Below are 14776 nucleotides of genomic sequence, written 5' to 3'. Positions count from 1 at the left end.
GTTCAGCTCAGGGACAGGGACAGGAACAGCCGGGCTTTCTGCCAATCGCGCTGCACGGTGCGCTCGGTCACGCCCAGGCTTTCGGCGATCTCGCTCTCCAGCAGGCCGCCGAAGTAGCGCATCTCCACCACCTGGGCGAGGCGCGGCTCCAGCGCGGCCAGCTCTTCCAGCGCCTCGTGCACGCGCAGGATCTGCTCGTCGCCCTGGGGCGGCAGATTGGCCACGGCCGTGTTCAGGGTCAGCTGCTCCAGGCCGCCGCCATGGCGCTCGGCCTGGCGGCGCCGCACCAGGTCGATGACGATGCTGTGCATCACCTTGGCGGCGTAGGCGAGGAAATGCTTGCGGTCGGGGAAGTCGAGCTGGCCGCTGGCCTGCAGGCGCAGATAGCTCTCGTGCACCAAGCCGGTGGGGTCGAGCAGGGTCAGGTGGCCGGCCTGTTGCAGGCGGCGTCGGGCCAGGCGCTGCAGGTCGGCGTAGAGCAAGGCCATCACCTGATCGGTGGCCTGGCGGTCGCCGTTTTGGGCGGCACGCAGCAGTAGGGTGATGTTGTCGCTCATGGTTCGGGCTGGGCAAAGCACTCTAGCAGCCGGCCATGAAATTTTTTTCGAGAGGCGTGTCGGGTTTGTCCTGCGGCTCGCGTTTTATTCAAGGAGGACGCGGCAAGGGCGGGCAGCAGGGAGGCCCGAAAAGGGGTTGTCAGCCGCTGCCGTGTCTTCACCCGCTGCAGCCTGTGCGCACCGCGGCCCTTCTGTCAGGGGTGCGGCGCGGCTGGCCTGTGGCCCACGTACAAGACATCGACGCTGTGAACCACACATCCATGCCGGCCCCGGGGAGCCGAACCCTTTTGTCTTCCACCATCCAACCCAAGCATCAATCGGCCCTGTCGGCCGCCTCGCCCTTGAGCCGGCGGCGCAGCCTGGAGCCGCAGCCGATCGAGATCGTGCCGGACATGCTCAGCCTGGCCGGCTTGCTCAACCGCGAGCTGGGTGCGGCGCGGCGCTACGGCACCCGGCCGGCGGTGCTGCTGCTGCAGGTGGAGGTGCGGCCCGAGGCCGGGGGGATGGCGCCGCGCACCGACCAGCAGGAGGAACTGATCGCCGCCCTGGGCGCACGCCTGCGTTGCCGGGTGCGCAGCCACGATGTGGTGGCGCGGGTGGGGCGTGCCCGCTACGCCGTCGTCCTGCAAAACATGGCGCGTGCGCCGCTGCCGGCGGTGCAGGCGCGCTTGCAGCGGGCGCTGGGCGGGCCGTATGAGCTGCAGTCGCAGCTCTTGTTTGCCAGCCTGCGCATGGGCGCCGCCCTGTGTGGCCCCCATCGCTGCAGCGGGCTGGAGCTGAGTCAAAGCGCCGAACTGGCCATGGAGCAGGCGGCGCCTGACACGGTACCGACCCTGGTCGCAGATCGCCGCCGCAGCGAGGACAGCCCGCCGCGGCTCTGAACCGCGGGCCGCTGCCGGATCACGCGGAGCCCCGCGGGCTTGCCCGGGCCCGCACTTATGCGTTTGGCGCGACACTTTTTTGCATGCGTTTTGGCGAGCCGCAGGTTAGGCTGGCGGCCGATGGGGCTGTGCCCCGAATGGAACGCGCGCCTGATGCCGATCCCCGCTCTCTGCTGCACCCACCGCGGCGGCCGCCTCTTGCGGTCCTGCGCGCTCGCCCTGCTGATGCTCTTGCTGGCCGGCTGGGGTGCGGTGGTGCCAGGTCTTGCCTGGGCCTCATCCCTGCACGGTTTGCGTTTCAGCCAGCTGGGCACGGAAGATGGTTTGCCCAGTTCGGCGGTGACCAGTCTGCTGCAGGACCGACAGGGCTTGGTGTGGATCGGCTCCGGCAACGGCCTGGCACGCTACGACGGGCGGCATTTCAAGGTCTGGGGCGCCGACCCCGAGCAAAGCGACATGCTGCGCCACGGCATGATCTACAGCCTGCTCGAAGACCCCGAGAACCAGGCGATGTGGGTGGGCACACGCACCGGCCTGGACCGCATCGATCTGCGCGACGATTCGCTGCGCCGCATCGCTATGCCCGAGGCGCTGTCCCTGCAGGACCGGGCCGTGCTGGGCATCGCCCCGGCGGGGTCCGGGCAGCTGTGGCTGGCGCTGCCGCATGGGCTGTATCGCTTCGACATCGCCAGCGTGCGCTTCGAGCGCTGGCACGATCCGCAATGGGCGGCGATCGCCCAGGACAGCCAGATCCGTGGCCTGCTGGCCGACGGCCAGGGCGGACTGTGGCTGACGCAGGGCCACCAGGTGGGCCACATCGACCGCCAGGGGCGCCTGAGCCAGCAGCTCAACACCCTGCGCGGCAGCCCGGCCGGCAAGTTCAGCCCGGTGGAGTTGCACGCGCGCAGCCTGGCCTTTGACGCCGAAGGCCGGCTCTGGGTGGGCATGGCCGCCGGTCTGCAGATCTGGCGCATTCCGGCGGATGGGCGGGCGCCGCCTGAGCCCGATCCGCTGGCCGAGCAGCTGCAGCCGGCGCGCGGCGTGGTGCATGCCATCCTGCGCGATCAGGACGGAGCCATGTGGGTGGGCTCCGGTCGAGCGCCCGGCTTGCAACGCTGGCAGTCGGGCAGCCGCCAGCTGCAGTCCTTCTACAACCTGCCTGGCGTGCCCAGCAGCCTGGCGGGCAATTCGATTGCTTCGCTGATGCAGGATCGCAGCGGCACGCTCTGGGTCGGCACCTGGGGCTATGGCATCAGCCTGGCCGATCTGGCCACGCGCGGCTTCACCAGCTATCTGCAGGTGCCGGGCGATGAGCGCAGCCTGTCCAACAACGCGGTCATGGCCATGCTGCAGGACGGGCCTGAGCATGTCTGGCTGGGTACCTACGGTGGCGGCCTGAACCGCCTGCACCTGCCCAGCGGCGATGTCGAGCGCATCCCGCCCCAGGCCGTGCCGCTCAGCCATGTCAAAGCCTTGCTGCCGGGCGCGCCGGGGCGGCCTGGTGAAATCTGGGCCGGCGGCGATGGCGGGCTGGTGATCTACGAGCCCAAGCGTGGCCGCAGCCAGGCCCTGCCCCTGGAGAACACCACGCCGGCCGGCGCCTCCATCAGCGCCTTGCTGCGCGACCGCAGTGGCCAGGTCTGGGCCGGCAGTGCGGCCGGTCTGCACCGCTTCAGCCCGGACCTGAAGCACCGCGTGTTCCGCAGCGCGAGCGGCCAGGCCGGCAGCCTCAGCCACGATGTGGTGGACAGCCTGCTCGAGGACCGCGAGGGCCGCATCTGGATCGGCAGCAAGGGCGGCCTGCAGCTCTGGGACCCGCAGAGCGACAGCTTCAGCCAGCCGGTGCGCGCCAATGCCGACATGCCGGCGCCGGGCCGCCTGCCCGTCTTCGGCATGCGCGAGGATGCCCAGGGCCGTATCTGGCTGGCCACCGAGCAGGGGCTCTACCAGCTGCTGGCCACGGCCCAGGGCTGGGAGCTGAAGTCCTGGCGCCAGGTGCCGGGCATGCCCGCAGGCGAGTTCAGTGCCATCCAGGATGCGCTCAACGGCGAGATCTGGCTCAGCAGCGAGCATGGCCTGACGCGCTTCCAGCCCGACCGTCGCCAGGCGCGCTTCTACCCCGGGCGCAGCCGTTTCGGCGGCGGCTTCTCGTTTGCCTCGGCGGGGCGCGGGCCAGATGGCAGCTTGTATTTCGGTGGCCCGGGTCTCTTGCGTTTCCAGCCCGAGGCCTTGCGCGACAACCCGACGCCGCCGGCCGTGGTGCTCAGCGACCTGCTGGTGCTGAACCGCTCGCTGCGCCCGGACGCACAAGCCCAAAGTCAGCCGCGCGAGGGCGAGGACGCACCGCCGCGTCTGGCCGACCTGGGCATCCAGGGGCCGCTGCATCAGGCCAGCCGCGTGCGGCTGACGCACCGGGAGGCCATGGTCAGCTTCGAGCTGGCGGCGCTGCAGTTCCACAACCGGCAGCAGAACCGCTATGCCTGGCGGCTCGAGGGTTTCGACCGCGACTGGATCTACGGCATTGGCGACTTGGGTCTGGCGGCCTACACCAATCTGGACCCCGGGCGCTACCGCCTGCTGGCACGGGCGGCCAATCCGGATGGCGTCTGGAGCGAGGACCACCTGGTGCTGGAGCTGGAGGTGCTGCCGCCCTTCTGGCGCAGCTGGTGGTGGCGCAGCGGCGTGGTGGCCGTGCTGCTGCTGGCGCTGGCGGCCGCCTACCGGTGGCGCGTGCGCGTGCTGCACCAGACCCGGCTGCGCCTGAGCGAGCTGGTCGACCGCCGCACGCATGAGCTGCTCGAGCAGCAGCAGCAGCTGGCGCGCGAGAAGCAGAGCGCCGAGGCGCAGCGCGAGGTGGCCGAGAAAGCGCGCCGCGACATCGCCCTGCTCAGCGAGATCGGCCGCCAGATCACCGCCTCCCTCGATGTCGGCGCCATCCAGCAGACCCTGTACCGCCATGTCAACGAGCTGGTCGATTGCAGCGTCTTCGGCCTCGGCCTGGTGGACTGGCAGGCGCGCGTGGTCACTTTTGACTTCGTCATGCAGCAGGGTCAGCCCTTCCAGAGCTACCAGCGCCGGCTGGACGAGTCGGGCCAGCCCTCGGTGGACTGCGTGCTGCAGGCGCGCGAGCTGAACTTTGGCCGCCTCGCGCACGACGCCCGCGTGCTGCGCGCCGATGGCGCCACGGTCGAGCGGGTGCGTTTGCTCAATGGCGAGGAGCCGCAGCCGGCGCTGTCGGGCCTCTACATCCCGATGATGCGCCAAGGCCAGGTGATGGGGGTGATCAGTGTGCTGAGCGGCCGCGCCGAGGCTTTTGGACCGGCCGACCTCGACATCCTGCGTACCCTCGGGGCCTATGCCGCCGTGGCTCTGGACAATGCCGAGGCCTACCGCCGCCTCAAGATCACACAGAACCAGCTGGTCGAGCAGGAGAAGCTGGCGGCCCTGGGCTCGCTGGTGGCCGGCGTGGCTCATGAGCTGAACACACCCATCGGCAACAGCCTCCTGATGGCCAGCACCTTGAGCGACAACAGCCGGCGCTTTCTGCAGCAGGTGCAGGCTGGCGCGCTGCGTCGTTCGGAGCTGGAGCGCTTTTGCCAGACCGCTGAGGAATCCAGCCAGCTGCTGGTGAAAAGCCTGGGCCAGGCGGCCAGCCTGGTCACCAGCTTCAAGCAGATCGCGGTGGACCAGACCTCCGACCAGCGCCGCGTCTTCGACCTCGCCACCCTGTGCCGCGAAGTGGCCCTGACCCTGGGCAACCGCCTGCGTCGCGAGGAGCATGAGCTGCAGCTCGACGTGCCCGAAGGCCTGATGCTGGACAGCTTCCCCGGCCCCCTGGGCCAGGTGCTGACCAATCTCATCATCAATGCCATGGTCCATGGCCTGGAGGGGCGCAAAGGCGGCTTGATGAGGCTCACCGGCGAACGCCTGGAGGGCGAGCGCCTGTGCCTGCGCTTCAGCGACAACGGACGCGGCATTTCGGAAGACAACCTCGGCCGCATCTTCGACCCCTTCTTCACCACCCGCCTGGGCCAGGGCGGCAGTGGCCTGGGTCTGCACATCAGCTACAACATCGTCACCGCCACCCTGGGCGGCAGCATCACGGCGCGCAGTCGCCTGGGCGAGGGCGCGCAGTTCGAGATCGTCATTCCCTGCGTGGCGCCGCGAGGCCTCGGCCAGATCGACTAAGCTGACAGGCTCTGGAAGCCTCTCACTCTTTTTGCCTGCTCGCCTGTTCGCGTGCACTGCCTGCCCATGAATCCTCTTGCTTCGTTTTCATCTCCCTTGGCCGTGATGCTGCCGCGTCTGAGCGTGCTGGCGCTGGCGGCGACCCTGGCGGCCTGTTCGACGACGGCGAACTCGCCGGCAGCCGCTCCGACGGCCCCCTCGGCCACGGCCGCTCAGGCCACCAAGGCGCCACCCAAGCTGATCGTCTTCCTGGTGGTGGACGGCCTGCCTATGCGCCAGGTCACGGCCTACCGCGAGCAGCTGCAGCCCGATGGCTTCCGCCGCTTCCTGGACCAGGGGGTCTGGTTCTCGGACGCCCGCTACGCGCACGGCCACACCGTCACCGCCGCCGGCCACGCCACCATGCTGACCGGCGCCTACCCGCAGCGCAGCGGCATCATCAGCAATGAGTGGAACGACGCGCAGACCTTCGCCCCGGTCTACAACACCGGCGACACCGCCTACCGCTACATCGACCACAAGACCGACCCGCTGGCCGGTACCAGCCCGCGAAGTCTGCGCGCCGAAACGGTGGGCGATGTGCTGCGCGGCCTGCAGCCGGCATCCAAGGTGATCGGCATTTCGGGCAAGGACCGCGGCGCCATCCTGCCGGCCGGCCACAAGGGCTCGGCGTACATGTACATGAGCGAGGATGGCCAGTTCGCCTCCAGCACTTACTACATGCAAAGCCACCCGCAATGGGTGCGCGACTTCAACGCCGCCAAGCCGGCCGATGCCTTCTTCGGCAAGGCCTGGGCGCCGCTGCTGCCCGAAGCCGCGTATGCGGGCTCGGTGCCCGACGGCCAACCCTGGCAGTACAACGGTGGCAATGGCAACAAGCTGCCTGCGGTGCTGGGCGCCCAGATGGACGGCCCCGGCCCGCGCTTCTACGGCAACATCCTGCCCAGCCCTTTCGGCGATGAGCTGACCCTGGCTTTCGCCCGGGCTGCCATAGCCGGTGAGCAGCTGGGCGCCGATGCACAGACCGACATCCTCTCGATCAGCCTGTCCAGCCACGACTACGTCAACCACGCCTTCGGCCCCGAGTCGCGCCTCTCGCATGACCATTTCCTGCATCTGGATCGTTATCTGCAGGGCTTCTTCCGTGACCTGGATGCCAAGCTGGGTCGCGACAACTACCTGGTGATGCTGACCGCCGACCATGGCTTTGCCGACTCGCCCGCCTGGGCCAAGACCCAGGGCCGCGATGCCGACCTGCTGAACCCCGGTGTGGTGATGAGTCAGCTCAACACCGGCCTGGTACAGAAGTTCGGCCCGGGCCGCTGGGCGGTGAGCTTCTCGGCCGCCGGCGTGCTCTTCGATCACAAGCTGATCAAGGAGCGCGGTCTGGCCCCGAGTGCGGTGCACGAAGAAGCCGCCCGCCTGCTGCGCGGCATGGATGGCGTCGTCGCCGCCTTCACGCCCGAGCAGCTGCGCGGCAGCGACAGCACCACGCCCTTCCTCGACGCCATGCGCAAGGCCTGGCACCCCGAGGTGTCGGCGCCGGTGCAGTTCGTCATCAAGCCCAACTGGCTGTTCAGCTCGCGCGTGGGCGGCAGCTCACACGGCACGCCGCACCGCTACGACCAGCATGTGCCCATCCTCGGATGGGGGCCGGCCTGGTTGGGCCGTGGCGAGGTGAAGACGCCGGTGGAGGTGGTGGACATTGCTCCGACCTTGGCGCAGATCCTGCGCGTCCCGGCGCCAGCGCAGTCTCAGGGCAAGCCCTTGCCCTTGCCGCTGCCGCAGGCGGCCGCTCGTTGATGCGCTTCGCCTGGTTCGAGCGTCGGGTCGATCCCTTCCCGGACGCGCCGCCGCCGCGGCCGCCGCAGGGCTTCTTTCCCTTCGTCTGGTCGGCCACGCAGGGCATGCGCGGCCTGATTCTGGCCATGACCCTGCTGACGGCCGGCATCGGCGCTTTCGAGGCCCTGCTCTTCGCCATGCTGGGCTCGGTGGTGGATGTGCTCAGCCAGGTGGCGCCCGAGCGGCTCTGGGCGCAGGAAAAGGGCCGGCTGGCCCTGCTGGCCGGCATCCTCTTGCTGAGCCCTCTGCTGATCGCTCTGCAGGCCCTGAGCAAGTACCAGGGCCTGTCGGCCAACTTCCCCATGCGCCTGCGCTGGAACTTCCACCGCCATCTGCTCGGCCAGAGCATGAGCTTCTTTGCCGACGAGTTCGCCGGCCGGGTCTCGGCCAAGCTGATGCAGACGGCGCTGGCGGTGCGCGATTGCGTGTTGATCGTCACCGACATCCTGGTCTTCATCACCATCTACTTCATCACCATGCTGGGCGTGGTGGGCAGCTTCGATCTGGTGCTGGTCCTGCCCTTTCTGGGCTGGCTGCTCTGCTACGGCCTGGCGCTGTATTTCTTCGTGCCGCGCCTGGGCCGGGCGGCCAGTGCGCAGGCCGATGCGCGCAGCCTGATGACCGGCCGCATCACCGACGCCTACACCAATATCAGCACCGTCAAGCTGTTCTCGCACAGCCAGCGCGAGGCGCAGTTCGCGCGCAGCGCCATGCAGGAATTCCTGGGCACGGCCTACCGGCAGATGCGCCTGGTCAGCGGCTTCGAGGTGCTCAACCATGTGCTGTCCATGGGCCTGATCGCCAGCACCGCCGGCATGACGCTGTACCTGTGGATGCAGGGCCAGGTCGGTGTCGGCGCGGTGGCGGCGGCCACGGCCATGGCCTTGCGCCTGAACGGCATTGCCCACTGGATCATGTGGGAGATGTCCAGCCTGTTTGAGCACATCGGCACGGTGCAGGACGGTATCAGCACCCTGGCCCGCGATGTGGCCGTGCGCGATGTCGAGGGCGCACAGGCCTTGAAGGTCAGCCGCGGCGAGATCCGCTTCGAGCAGGTCAGCTTCGCCTACGGCGGCACGAAGCCGGTGCTGAAAGCACTGGATCTGCAGATCCGCGCCGGCGAGAAGATTGGCCTGGTCGGCCGCTCGGGCGCCGGCAAGTCCACCTTGGTCAATCTGCTCTTGCGCTTCCATGACCTGGAGCAGGGCCGCATCCTGATCGACGGCCAGGACATCGCCGGCGTGAGCCAGGACAGCCTGCGCGCCCAGATCGGCATGGTCACGCAGGACACCTCGCTGCTGCACCGCTCGGTGCGCGACAACCTGCTCTACGGCCGGCCCGATGCCGACGAGGCACAGATGCGCCGGGCCGCCGAGCGGGCCGAGGCCATGGCCTTCATCGAGAGCCTCAGCGACCCCAAGGGCCGCAGCGGCTTCGAGGCCCATGTCGGTGAGCGCGGCGTCAAGCTCAGTGGTGGCCAGCGGCAGCGCATCGCCATCGCCCGGGTGATGCTCAAGGACGCGCCCATCCTGCTGCTGGACGAGGCGACCAGCGCCCTCGATTCGGAAGTCGAAGCCGCCATCCAGACCAGCTTGTACCGGCTGATGGAGGGCAAGACCGTGGTGGCGATCGCCCACCGGCTGTCCACCATCGCCGCCATGGACCGCCTGATCGTGATGGACCAGGGCGAGATCGTCGAGCAGGGCGACCATGCCAGCCTTCTGGCCCAGGGCGGCTTGTACTCCCGCTTGTGGGCGCACCAGAGTGGTGGTTTCCTGGGCGAATCGGACTGAAGCGTCGTCAGGCGGCGCGCCTGCGCGCTCAGTCCGGTGCCTGGATCGGATGGCGGGCCGCGATGGCCGCCACCGTGCCGTCGCGCCGCATGGCCTCCCAGGTCTGCTGCAGGCGCAGAAGCAGGGCCGGGTCACTGTTCAGGCTCAGCGCCATCGACGGGCGCGATTCGGAAAAGCGCAGCAGCAGCTCGACCTCGCCCGGCTCGTAGCCAAACTGCCTCAGCATGCCCGGTGCCATGGTCTGGTTCAGCGCCACCAGCTCGGTGCGCTCGGCAAAGAAGCGCCGCAACATGCTGCCATAGTCGCCGCTGCGGTCCAGCTGGGCGCTGACCTGTGGGCCCAGGGCCAGCAGCTCGCGCTCGGAGACATCGTCCTTGACCACGCCGATCCGGTAGCTGCCCAGCTGCTGCAGGCTGCTCAGGCGCACATCGTCGCGGCGCTTGAGCCGGTAGAGGGCGCCGTAGCGCACGGCCGTCTGACCCACCCAGAGGTAGTGGCGCTCGCGCTCGGGCAGGCGCACCACGGCCGGAATCAGCACATTGGCTTCAAGTTGGGCGCGCTTCAGGATGCGCGGCCAGGAGCTGAATTCGTAGCTGCAGTCGAGCCGCGCGCGTTCGCACAGCTGCTGGGTCAGATCGACGGCATAGCCCTGGGGCCGGTCCCCGGGGCCACGCTGCGAATAGGGCGGCAGGTCTTGCAGCAGCACGGTCAGGCGGCCGGCCTCGGCGCCGGCCGATGTTGCGGGCGTTGTGGCGGGCGGTGGCGCCGCGTGTGCGGCGCCGGGCCAGCACCCGAGCAGGGGCGGCAGCAGGCTGGCCGCCAGCAGGGCGTGCAAACGGGATCGGCGAGCGGGCTGCATGGCCTGGATTTTGCGGTGTTTGCCCGGCGGTTGCGCAGCATCGGCGGCGGTTCAGTCCGCCAGGAAGATCCGGTTGCGCCCCTCGGCCTTGGCCTGGTAGAGCGCCGCGTCGGCCCGTGCCAGCAAGGTGTTGGCGCTTTCGCCCCAGATGGCCTGGGTCAGGCCAATCGAACAGGTGTAGCCGCGTGACGCCGGGCCGGTGGGCCCCTCCAGCGGCCGGGCCTTGCGCACCCGATCCTGCAAGCGCTCCATGATGGCCTGGGCCTGGGGCGCGCCGGTGGCGGGCAGGATCAAGAGGAACTCTTCACCGCCGATGCGGGCGCAGCCGTCCTCACGGCGGATGCTGGCCTGCAGCTGGCGGGCGAAATCGCAGAGCACACGGTCGCCGGCCGCGTGGCCGAGGCCGTCGTTGATGGCTTTGAAATGGTCCAGGTCCAGCACGGCAATGCACAGCGGCCAGGGCTCGCTGCGCGAGAGCACATCCTGCAGCATCTGCATGCCGTGGCGGCGGTTGCTCAGGCCGGTCAGCGGGTCGGTCTGGGCCGCGGCCAGGGCGCGCACATGGGCCAGGCGCAAGGAGCGGTTGTCCTGGCGCAGGCTGGTGATGTCGCTGGCCACCAGCAGCATCCAGCCCTGGGCCTGCACGGTTTCGGTGACCCAGAGCCAGCGGCCGTCGCACAGGTCTACCTCGAAGGCGCGGTAGGGCAGCTTGCCGCGGCGGTTGCTGACGGCGCTGATCCAGGCCTCGATGTCCTCGGTTTCGATCAGCGCGCCACGGCCGTGGGCATGGTTGTCGCGCATCATGTCGGCCCAGGTCAGCAAACCATCAGGTTCGACGCAATAGGCCTCCCGGAAGGCCGGGTTGGCATGGCAGAGCACATCGCGTGCATCGAACAGCGCCACCAGCAGCGGGCTCTGCTCTTGCAGCTCCAGCAGGGTCTCGGCCAATCCCGAGGGCAAGCGCGCGGGGGCAGTGGTCATCAGGGGGCAACTCCGGCGAATGCCTGCATTCTGCGGCATCCGCGCCCCCACGGAGCGCAGTGGTTCAGCGGCGGCTGATTTCGCCCGAGCCGCTGATGGATTGGCGCAACTGTGGCCGGCCGGCATAGCTGAGGTCGCCAGAGCCGCGCAGATTGGCGTCCAGGCTTTCAGACACGCCCAGGGCCAGGTCGCCGGAGCCGCTCAGTTCGGCCTTGATGCTGCGTCCGCTGAGCGCACGGGCGTCGACATCGCCGGAGCCGTTCAAGCTCCAGACCTGGTTCTCAGCGCGGCCGGCCACCTGCACATCGCCCGAGCCGTTGAGGCTGGCGTTGAGTTCCTTGACCTCCAGCAGACCGACCCGTACATCGCCCGAGCCTTGCAGACTCAGGCTGAGACGTTCACCCTTGAATCGGTCCAGATGCAGATCGCCCGAGCCATCGACCGTGATCTGCTGCAAGGCCTTGCTCTCGACCAGCACCGTGGGCGCCAGCCGGGTGCGGAACCCAGCATCCTTTTGCAGGCGGATGACCAGGGTGTCGCCCTCGACCTTGGTTTCGATCAGGGGCTCGATATTGTCATCGGCCGAAACCTTGACGTTGTCGTTGTTGCCCTGGCTGAGGCGCACGTCCAGCGAGCCCTCCAGGCGCAGCTTGCTGAAGGCCGCCACGCTGCGCGCTTTCTCGACCCGCTGGCCCGATCCCTTGATGCGCGGGCTGCCGCTGCCGTAGTCCTGGCTGCTGGTGAAGCTGGCGCTCCAGCCATTCTGTTCCTTCTTGATGCGCAGATTCCAGTCCACTTCCTCAGCCTGGGCGGCGCCGGCCAGAAGGCCCAGCCCCAGCAAGATGGCGGTCAGGAAACGGGTGGGTGAGGGCAGCAGCATGAGGCACTCCTGAAGCGCAGATGTAGGGATGGGCGCAGTGTCGACAGGCCTGTCGCAGCCGCCAAGCCGGCTGCGACGGTCTGCAAGATCGGCAGGCTAGGATGCAACAGCGGCGCAGAAAGCCGTAGGAGGCATCGCATGAAGTGGGAAGGTCAGCGCGAGAGCGACAACGTCGAGGACCGGCGCGGAGAGGGCCTGTCCGCCCGAGGTGGCTCGGGTCTGGGCGGCCTGGCCGGCGGCAGGGGGCTGAGCCTCGGCGGCGTGGTGCTGGCCTTGTTGCTGTCCTGGGCCCTGGGCATCAATCCCATGACCTTGCTGGGCCTGGCGCAGACCGGCGGCTCGGAACCGGCTCCGCCCGCCCGCCACGCACCTGCCGGGCCACCGGCCCAGGATACCGGCGCGCGCTTTGTGCGCACCGTGCTGGCCGATACCGAGGACGTCTGGGACGCCTATTTCGCACGCAGCCAGCAAAGTTACGAGCGGCCCAAGCTGGTGCTGTTCAGCGGGCGCTCCGAGACGGGCTGCGGCACGGGCGAGGCGGCCATGGGGCCGTTTTACTGCCCGGCCGACCGCAAGGTCTACATCGACCTGAGCTTTTACGACACCTTGCGAGACCGTCTGGGCGCGCCCGGCGACTTCGCCCAGGCCTATGTCATCGCCCATGAGGTCGGCCACCATCTGCAGAAGCTGCTGGGCACCAGCGACAAGATGGACCAGGCGCGCCGGCGCGTCAGCGAGCGTGACTATCGCGCCCTGAGCGTGCGCCTGGAACTGCAGGCTGATTGCTTCTCGGGCGTCTGGGCCCACCATTCCCAGCGCAGCAAGGCCTGGCTGGAGCAGGGCGATATCGAGGAGGCCCTGAACGCCGCCGCACAGATCGGTGACGACACCCTGCAGCGGCGCTCACAGGGCACGGTGGTGCCGGAGAGCTTCACCCACGGCAGCAGCGAGCAGCGCGTGCGCTGGTTCAAGCGCGGCCTCGAAGCGGGCGAGCTGCGCGCCTGCGACACCTTCAAGGCCGGCGCACTCTGAGCCGGGCCGGGCTCAGTCCAGGGCCACAAAGGGGTGGCGAGCGGCGATGGCCGCCACCGTGCCGTCTCGCTTCATACTGTCCCAGGCTTTCAGCAGCTGGTTGTGCAAAGCCTCGCCGCTGCTTCGGCTCAGGGCCATGAAGAGCGGGGTCTCGGACAGCTTCACCAGGGGCTCGATCTGCTTGTAGTCGTAGCCAAACTGCCCGGTCACTGTGGCCGCCACCGTGCTGTTCAAGGCGACCAGGTCATCGCGCTGGATGAAGAGCTTGCGCAGCATGGCGGCGTGGTCGGGGCTTCGGTCCAGCTGCTTGCCCAGCTCGAAGCCATGGGCCAGCAGGTCGCGCTCGGCCGCATCTTCACGCACCACGGCGATGCGGTAGGCCTTGGCCGCCTCCAGCGTGGGCACTTGCACATCGGTGCGACTGCGCAGGCGGTAGAGGTAGACCCGGCGCGCGGCGGTGGGCCCCAACCACAAAAAGCTGGTCTCGCGCTCCGCCAAGCGGGCCATGCTGACCACCAGCACCCGCGGTTGTGACTGCGCGCGTTGGTAGATCCGTGTCCAGGAGTTGAACTCGGCCCGGTAGCCGAGGCCTGCCCGCTTGAGCAACTCCTGCATCAGCTCCACCGCATAGCCCGCCGGCTGCCCGCTCGCGTCTTCGTAGGAGAAGGGCGGGACGGGTTCAAGCAGGACGGTCAGGGGCTCGGCATTGAGGGGGTTCGGCGTCTGTGCCGGCGCCGTGCCAGCCATGATCAAGCCGAGGCCCAGGAGCAGAGTTTTCAACAACACAAGACGGGAACTTCTCATCGATCGGAGCCTCTCCAGCGATGGGGCCGGCTGGGCGGCCTCGACGCTCGTTCGGGGGGGCGAATAGTCCTATTGGGCCAGAAAGCCGTCCGGTGAAGCGGTCACACGGCACATCAAGCCTTGATTTTGTGAGTAAAACCCCCGCCGACCCCCCGAATTGAGGGCTCGGCCGACATCCATCCTCGGGCCTGCTTCCTCTACGATAGCGCCAGAGAAGGCTGGACAGTCCAGAGTCCGGCCGATCATGCCGTCTGCGACACTTCAGTTCTCGCACGACGGACAGGGTGAGCAGCCCAACTGTCGGCCCGCGAGCATTCCGCAAGCGCCGCACTGAAACAGAGGCAAGAACGTGAACAAGATCGAAAACCAGCAGCCATCGAGCTCCGCCCCCCAAGAGACCAGCGCCGTCGCGGCCCCGGTGGCCTCGGGCAGCCGCCGTCGTCTGCTGCGCGGTGGCCTGGTGGCTGCCCCGACCTTGTTGGCGCTGACCACGACTCCCGTGCTGGCCTGCAATTGCAAGCTGCCCTCGGGCTTCACCGCATCGGGCAATTTCAGCCAGACCGGCAGCTACAACTGTGCGGCCCCGGGCACCAAGCCGACGAGCTGGAAGACCATGGTGGACGCGCAGGGCAAGTTCAACAACACCGGTGTCTCCAAGACGACCACCTTCGCCAGCGTGTTCGGTGGCACCGACACCACCACGTTCTATGCCCTGTTCTGCTTGACGAGCGCCAACAACGACGCCCGCGCTCTGGCTGCTGCGGTCTACCTGCAATCCATCGTCAACGGCGGCTACCAGTTCCCCTATATGAGCCTGGTGCAGAAGATGTGGAAAGACACCGAAGGCTCGGGTCGTTTCACCGCCGTGACCGCCCCGGTCGTGACCTGGACCCGTGCCGACGTGGTGGTCTACTTCAAGTACCTCACCGGCCTGTCGATCTGACCGGTTGTCAGCCGCT

Annotated in this window: 11 protein-coding genes; 6 read left to right on the top strand and 5 right to left on the bottom strand. The window is 68.5% G+C overall.

All coding sequences use genetic code 11. The features are described from left to right. Positions 1 to 2: 2 nt before the first annotated feature. Positions 3 to 557 (bottom strand): ECF-type sigma factor, encoded by a 555-nt coding sequence (locus OOB33_RS01265; RefSeq protein ID WP_102769233.1) that lies wholly within the window; start codon positions 555 to 557, stop codon positions 3 to 5. Between the two features lie 287 nt (positions 558 to 844). Here OOB33_RS01265 and OOB33_RS01260 point away from each other — a divergent pair, with 287 nt between their 5' ends. From OOB33_RS01260 to OOB33_RS01245, 4 genes are all read left to right on the top strand, one after another. After that, complete coding sequence (locus OOB33_RS01260) at positions 845 to 1438, top strand: diguanylate cyclase domain-containing protein (RefSeq protein WP_271007339.1); 594 nt, start codon at positions 845 to 847, stop codon at positions 1436 to 1438. A gap of 153 nt (positions 1439 to 1591) precedes the next feature. Further along, positions 1592 to 5626: a sensor histidine kinase gene (locus tag OOB33_RS01255; RefSeq protein ID WP_271007338.1), complete on the top strand. Its 4035-nt coding sequence runs from the start codon at positions 1592 to 1594 to the stop codon at positions 5624 to 5626. 66 nt (positions 5627 to 5692) lie between these two features. Next, a complete protein-coding gene (locus tag OOB33_RS01250) occupies positions 5693 to 7429 on the top strand; it encodes an alkaline phosphatase family protein (RefSeq protein ID WP_271007337.1) in 1737 nt (578 codons plus the stop codon). Next, a complete protein-coding gene (locus OOB33_RS01245) occupies positions 7429 to 9261 on the top strand; it encodes an ABC transporter ATP-binding protein (RefSeq protein WP_271007336.1) in 1833 nt (610 codons plus the stop codon). Before OOB33_RS01250 ends, OOB33_RS01245 begins: the two co-directional genes overlap by 1 nt. Positions 9262 to 9289: 28 nt before the next feature. Here OOB33_RS01245 and OOB33_RS01240 read toward each other — a convergent pair whose 3' ends face one another. The 3 genes from OOB33_RS01240 to OOB33_RS01230 all read right to left on the bottom strand — a co-directional run bounded on the left by OOB33_RS01240 (position 9290) and on the right by OOB33_RS01230 (position 11981). Beyond that, positions 9290 to 10120 (bottom strand): substrate-binding periplasmic protein, encoded by an 831-nt coding sequence (locus OOB33_RS01240; protein WP_102769238.1) that lies wholly within the window; start codon positions 10118 to 10120, stop codon positions 9290 to 9292. A 51-nt stretch (positions 10121 to 10171) separates the two neighbouring features. Beyond that, entirely contained in the window at positions 10172 to 11101 is a 930-nt protein-coding gene (locus OOB33_RS01235) for a sensor domain-containing diguanylate cyclase (protein WP_271007335.1), read from the bottom strand. Positions 11102 to 11165: 64 nt separating this feature from the next. Next, positions 11166 to 11981 (bottom strand): head GIN domain-containing protein, encoded by an 816-nt coding sequence (locus tag OOB33_RS01230; RefSeq protein WP_271007334.1) that lies wholly within the window; start codon positions 11979 to 11981, stop codon positions 11166 to 11168. 138 nt (positions 11982 to 12119) lie between these two features. Between OOB33_RS01230 and ypfJ the strand changes: the two genes are divergently transcribed. Next, positions 12120 to 13013 carry a KPN_02809 family neutral zinc metallopeptidase gene (ypfJ, locus tag OOB33_RS01225; protein WP_271007333.1) on the top strand — a complete coding sequence of 298 codons (894 nt, stop codon included), beginning with the start codon at positions 12120 to 12122 and terminating at the stop codon, positions 13011 to 13013. A gap of 12 nt (positions 13014 to 13025) precedes the next feature. Here the strand turns inward: ypfJ and OOB33_RS01220 are convergent, their stop codons facing one another. Further along, on the bottom strand, positions 13026 to 13793 hold the full coding sequence (locus OOB33_RS01220; protein ID WP_271007332.1) for a substrate-binding periplasmic protein: 768 nt from the start codon (positions 13791 to 13793) through the stop codon (positions 13026 to 13028). Positions 13794 to 14166: 373 nt separating this feature from the next. Between OOB33_RS01220 and OOB33_RS01215 the strand changes: the two genes are divergently transcribed. Continuing rightward, a complete protein-coding gene (locus tag OOB33_RS01215) occupies positions 14167 to 14760 on the top strand; it encodes a hypothetical protein (protein ID WP_102769243.1) in 594 nt (197 codons plus the stop codon). Positions 14761 to 14776: the final 16 nt, after the last annotated feature.

It is taken from the genome of Paucibacter sp. B51, assembly GCF_027863535.1.
GTDB lineage: Bacteria > Pseudomonadota > Gammaproteobacteria > Burkholderiales > Burkholderiaceae_C > Paucibacter_A > Paucibacter_A aquatilis.
The sequence above is the reverse complement of the archived record's forward strand: the minus strand, read 5'-3'. Positions and strand labels throughout refer to the sequence as shown.

What these genes read in the sequence shown, in the direction of transcription:
- OOB33_RS01265 (WP_102769233.1), bottom strand. Translation starts at nt 557, where the DNA reads ATGAGCGACAACATCACCCTACTGCTGCGTGCCGCCCAAAACGGCGAC.
- OOB33_RS01255 (WP_271007338.1), top strand. Translation starts at nt 1,592, where the DNA reads ATGCCGATCCCCGCTCTCTGCTGCACCCACCGCGGCGGCCGCCTCTTG.
- OOB33_RS01250 (WP_271007337.1), top strand. Translation starts at nt 5,693, where the DNA reads ATGAATCCTCTTGCTTCGTTTTCATCTCCCTTGGCCGTGATGCTGCCG.
- OOB33_RS01245 (WP_271007336.1), top strand. Translation starts at nt 7,429, where the DNA reads ATGCGCTTCGCCTGGTTCGAGCGTCGGGTCGATCCCTTCCCGGACGCG.
- OOB33_RS01240 (WP_102769238.1), bottom strand. Translation starts at nt 10,120, where the DNA reads ATGCAGCCCGCTCGCCGATCCCGTTTGCACGCCCTGCTGGCGGCCAGC.
- OOB33_RS01235 (WP_271007335.1), bottom strand. Translation starts at nt 11,101, where the DNA reads ATGACCACTGCCCCCGCGCGCTTGCCCTCGGGATTGGCCGAGACCCTG.
- OOB33_RS01230 (WP_271007334.1), bottom strand. Translation starts at nt 11,981, where the DNA reads ATGCTGCTGCCCTCACCCACCCGTTTCCTGACCGCCATCTTGCTGGGG.
- ypfJ (WP_271007333.1), top strand. Translation starts at nt 12,120, where the DNA reads ATGAAGTGGGAAGGTCAGCGCGAGAGCGACAACGTCGAGGACCGGCGC.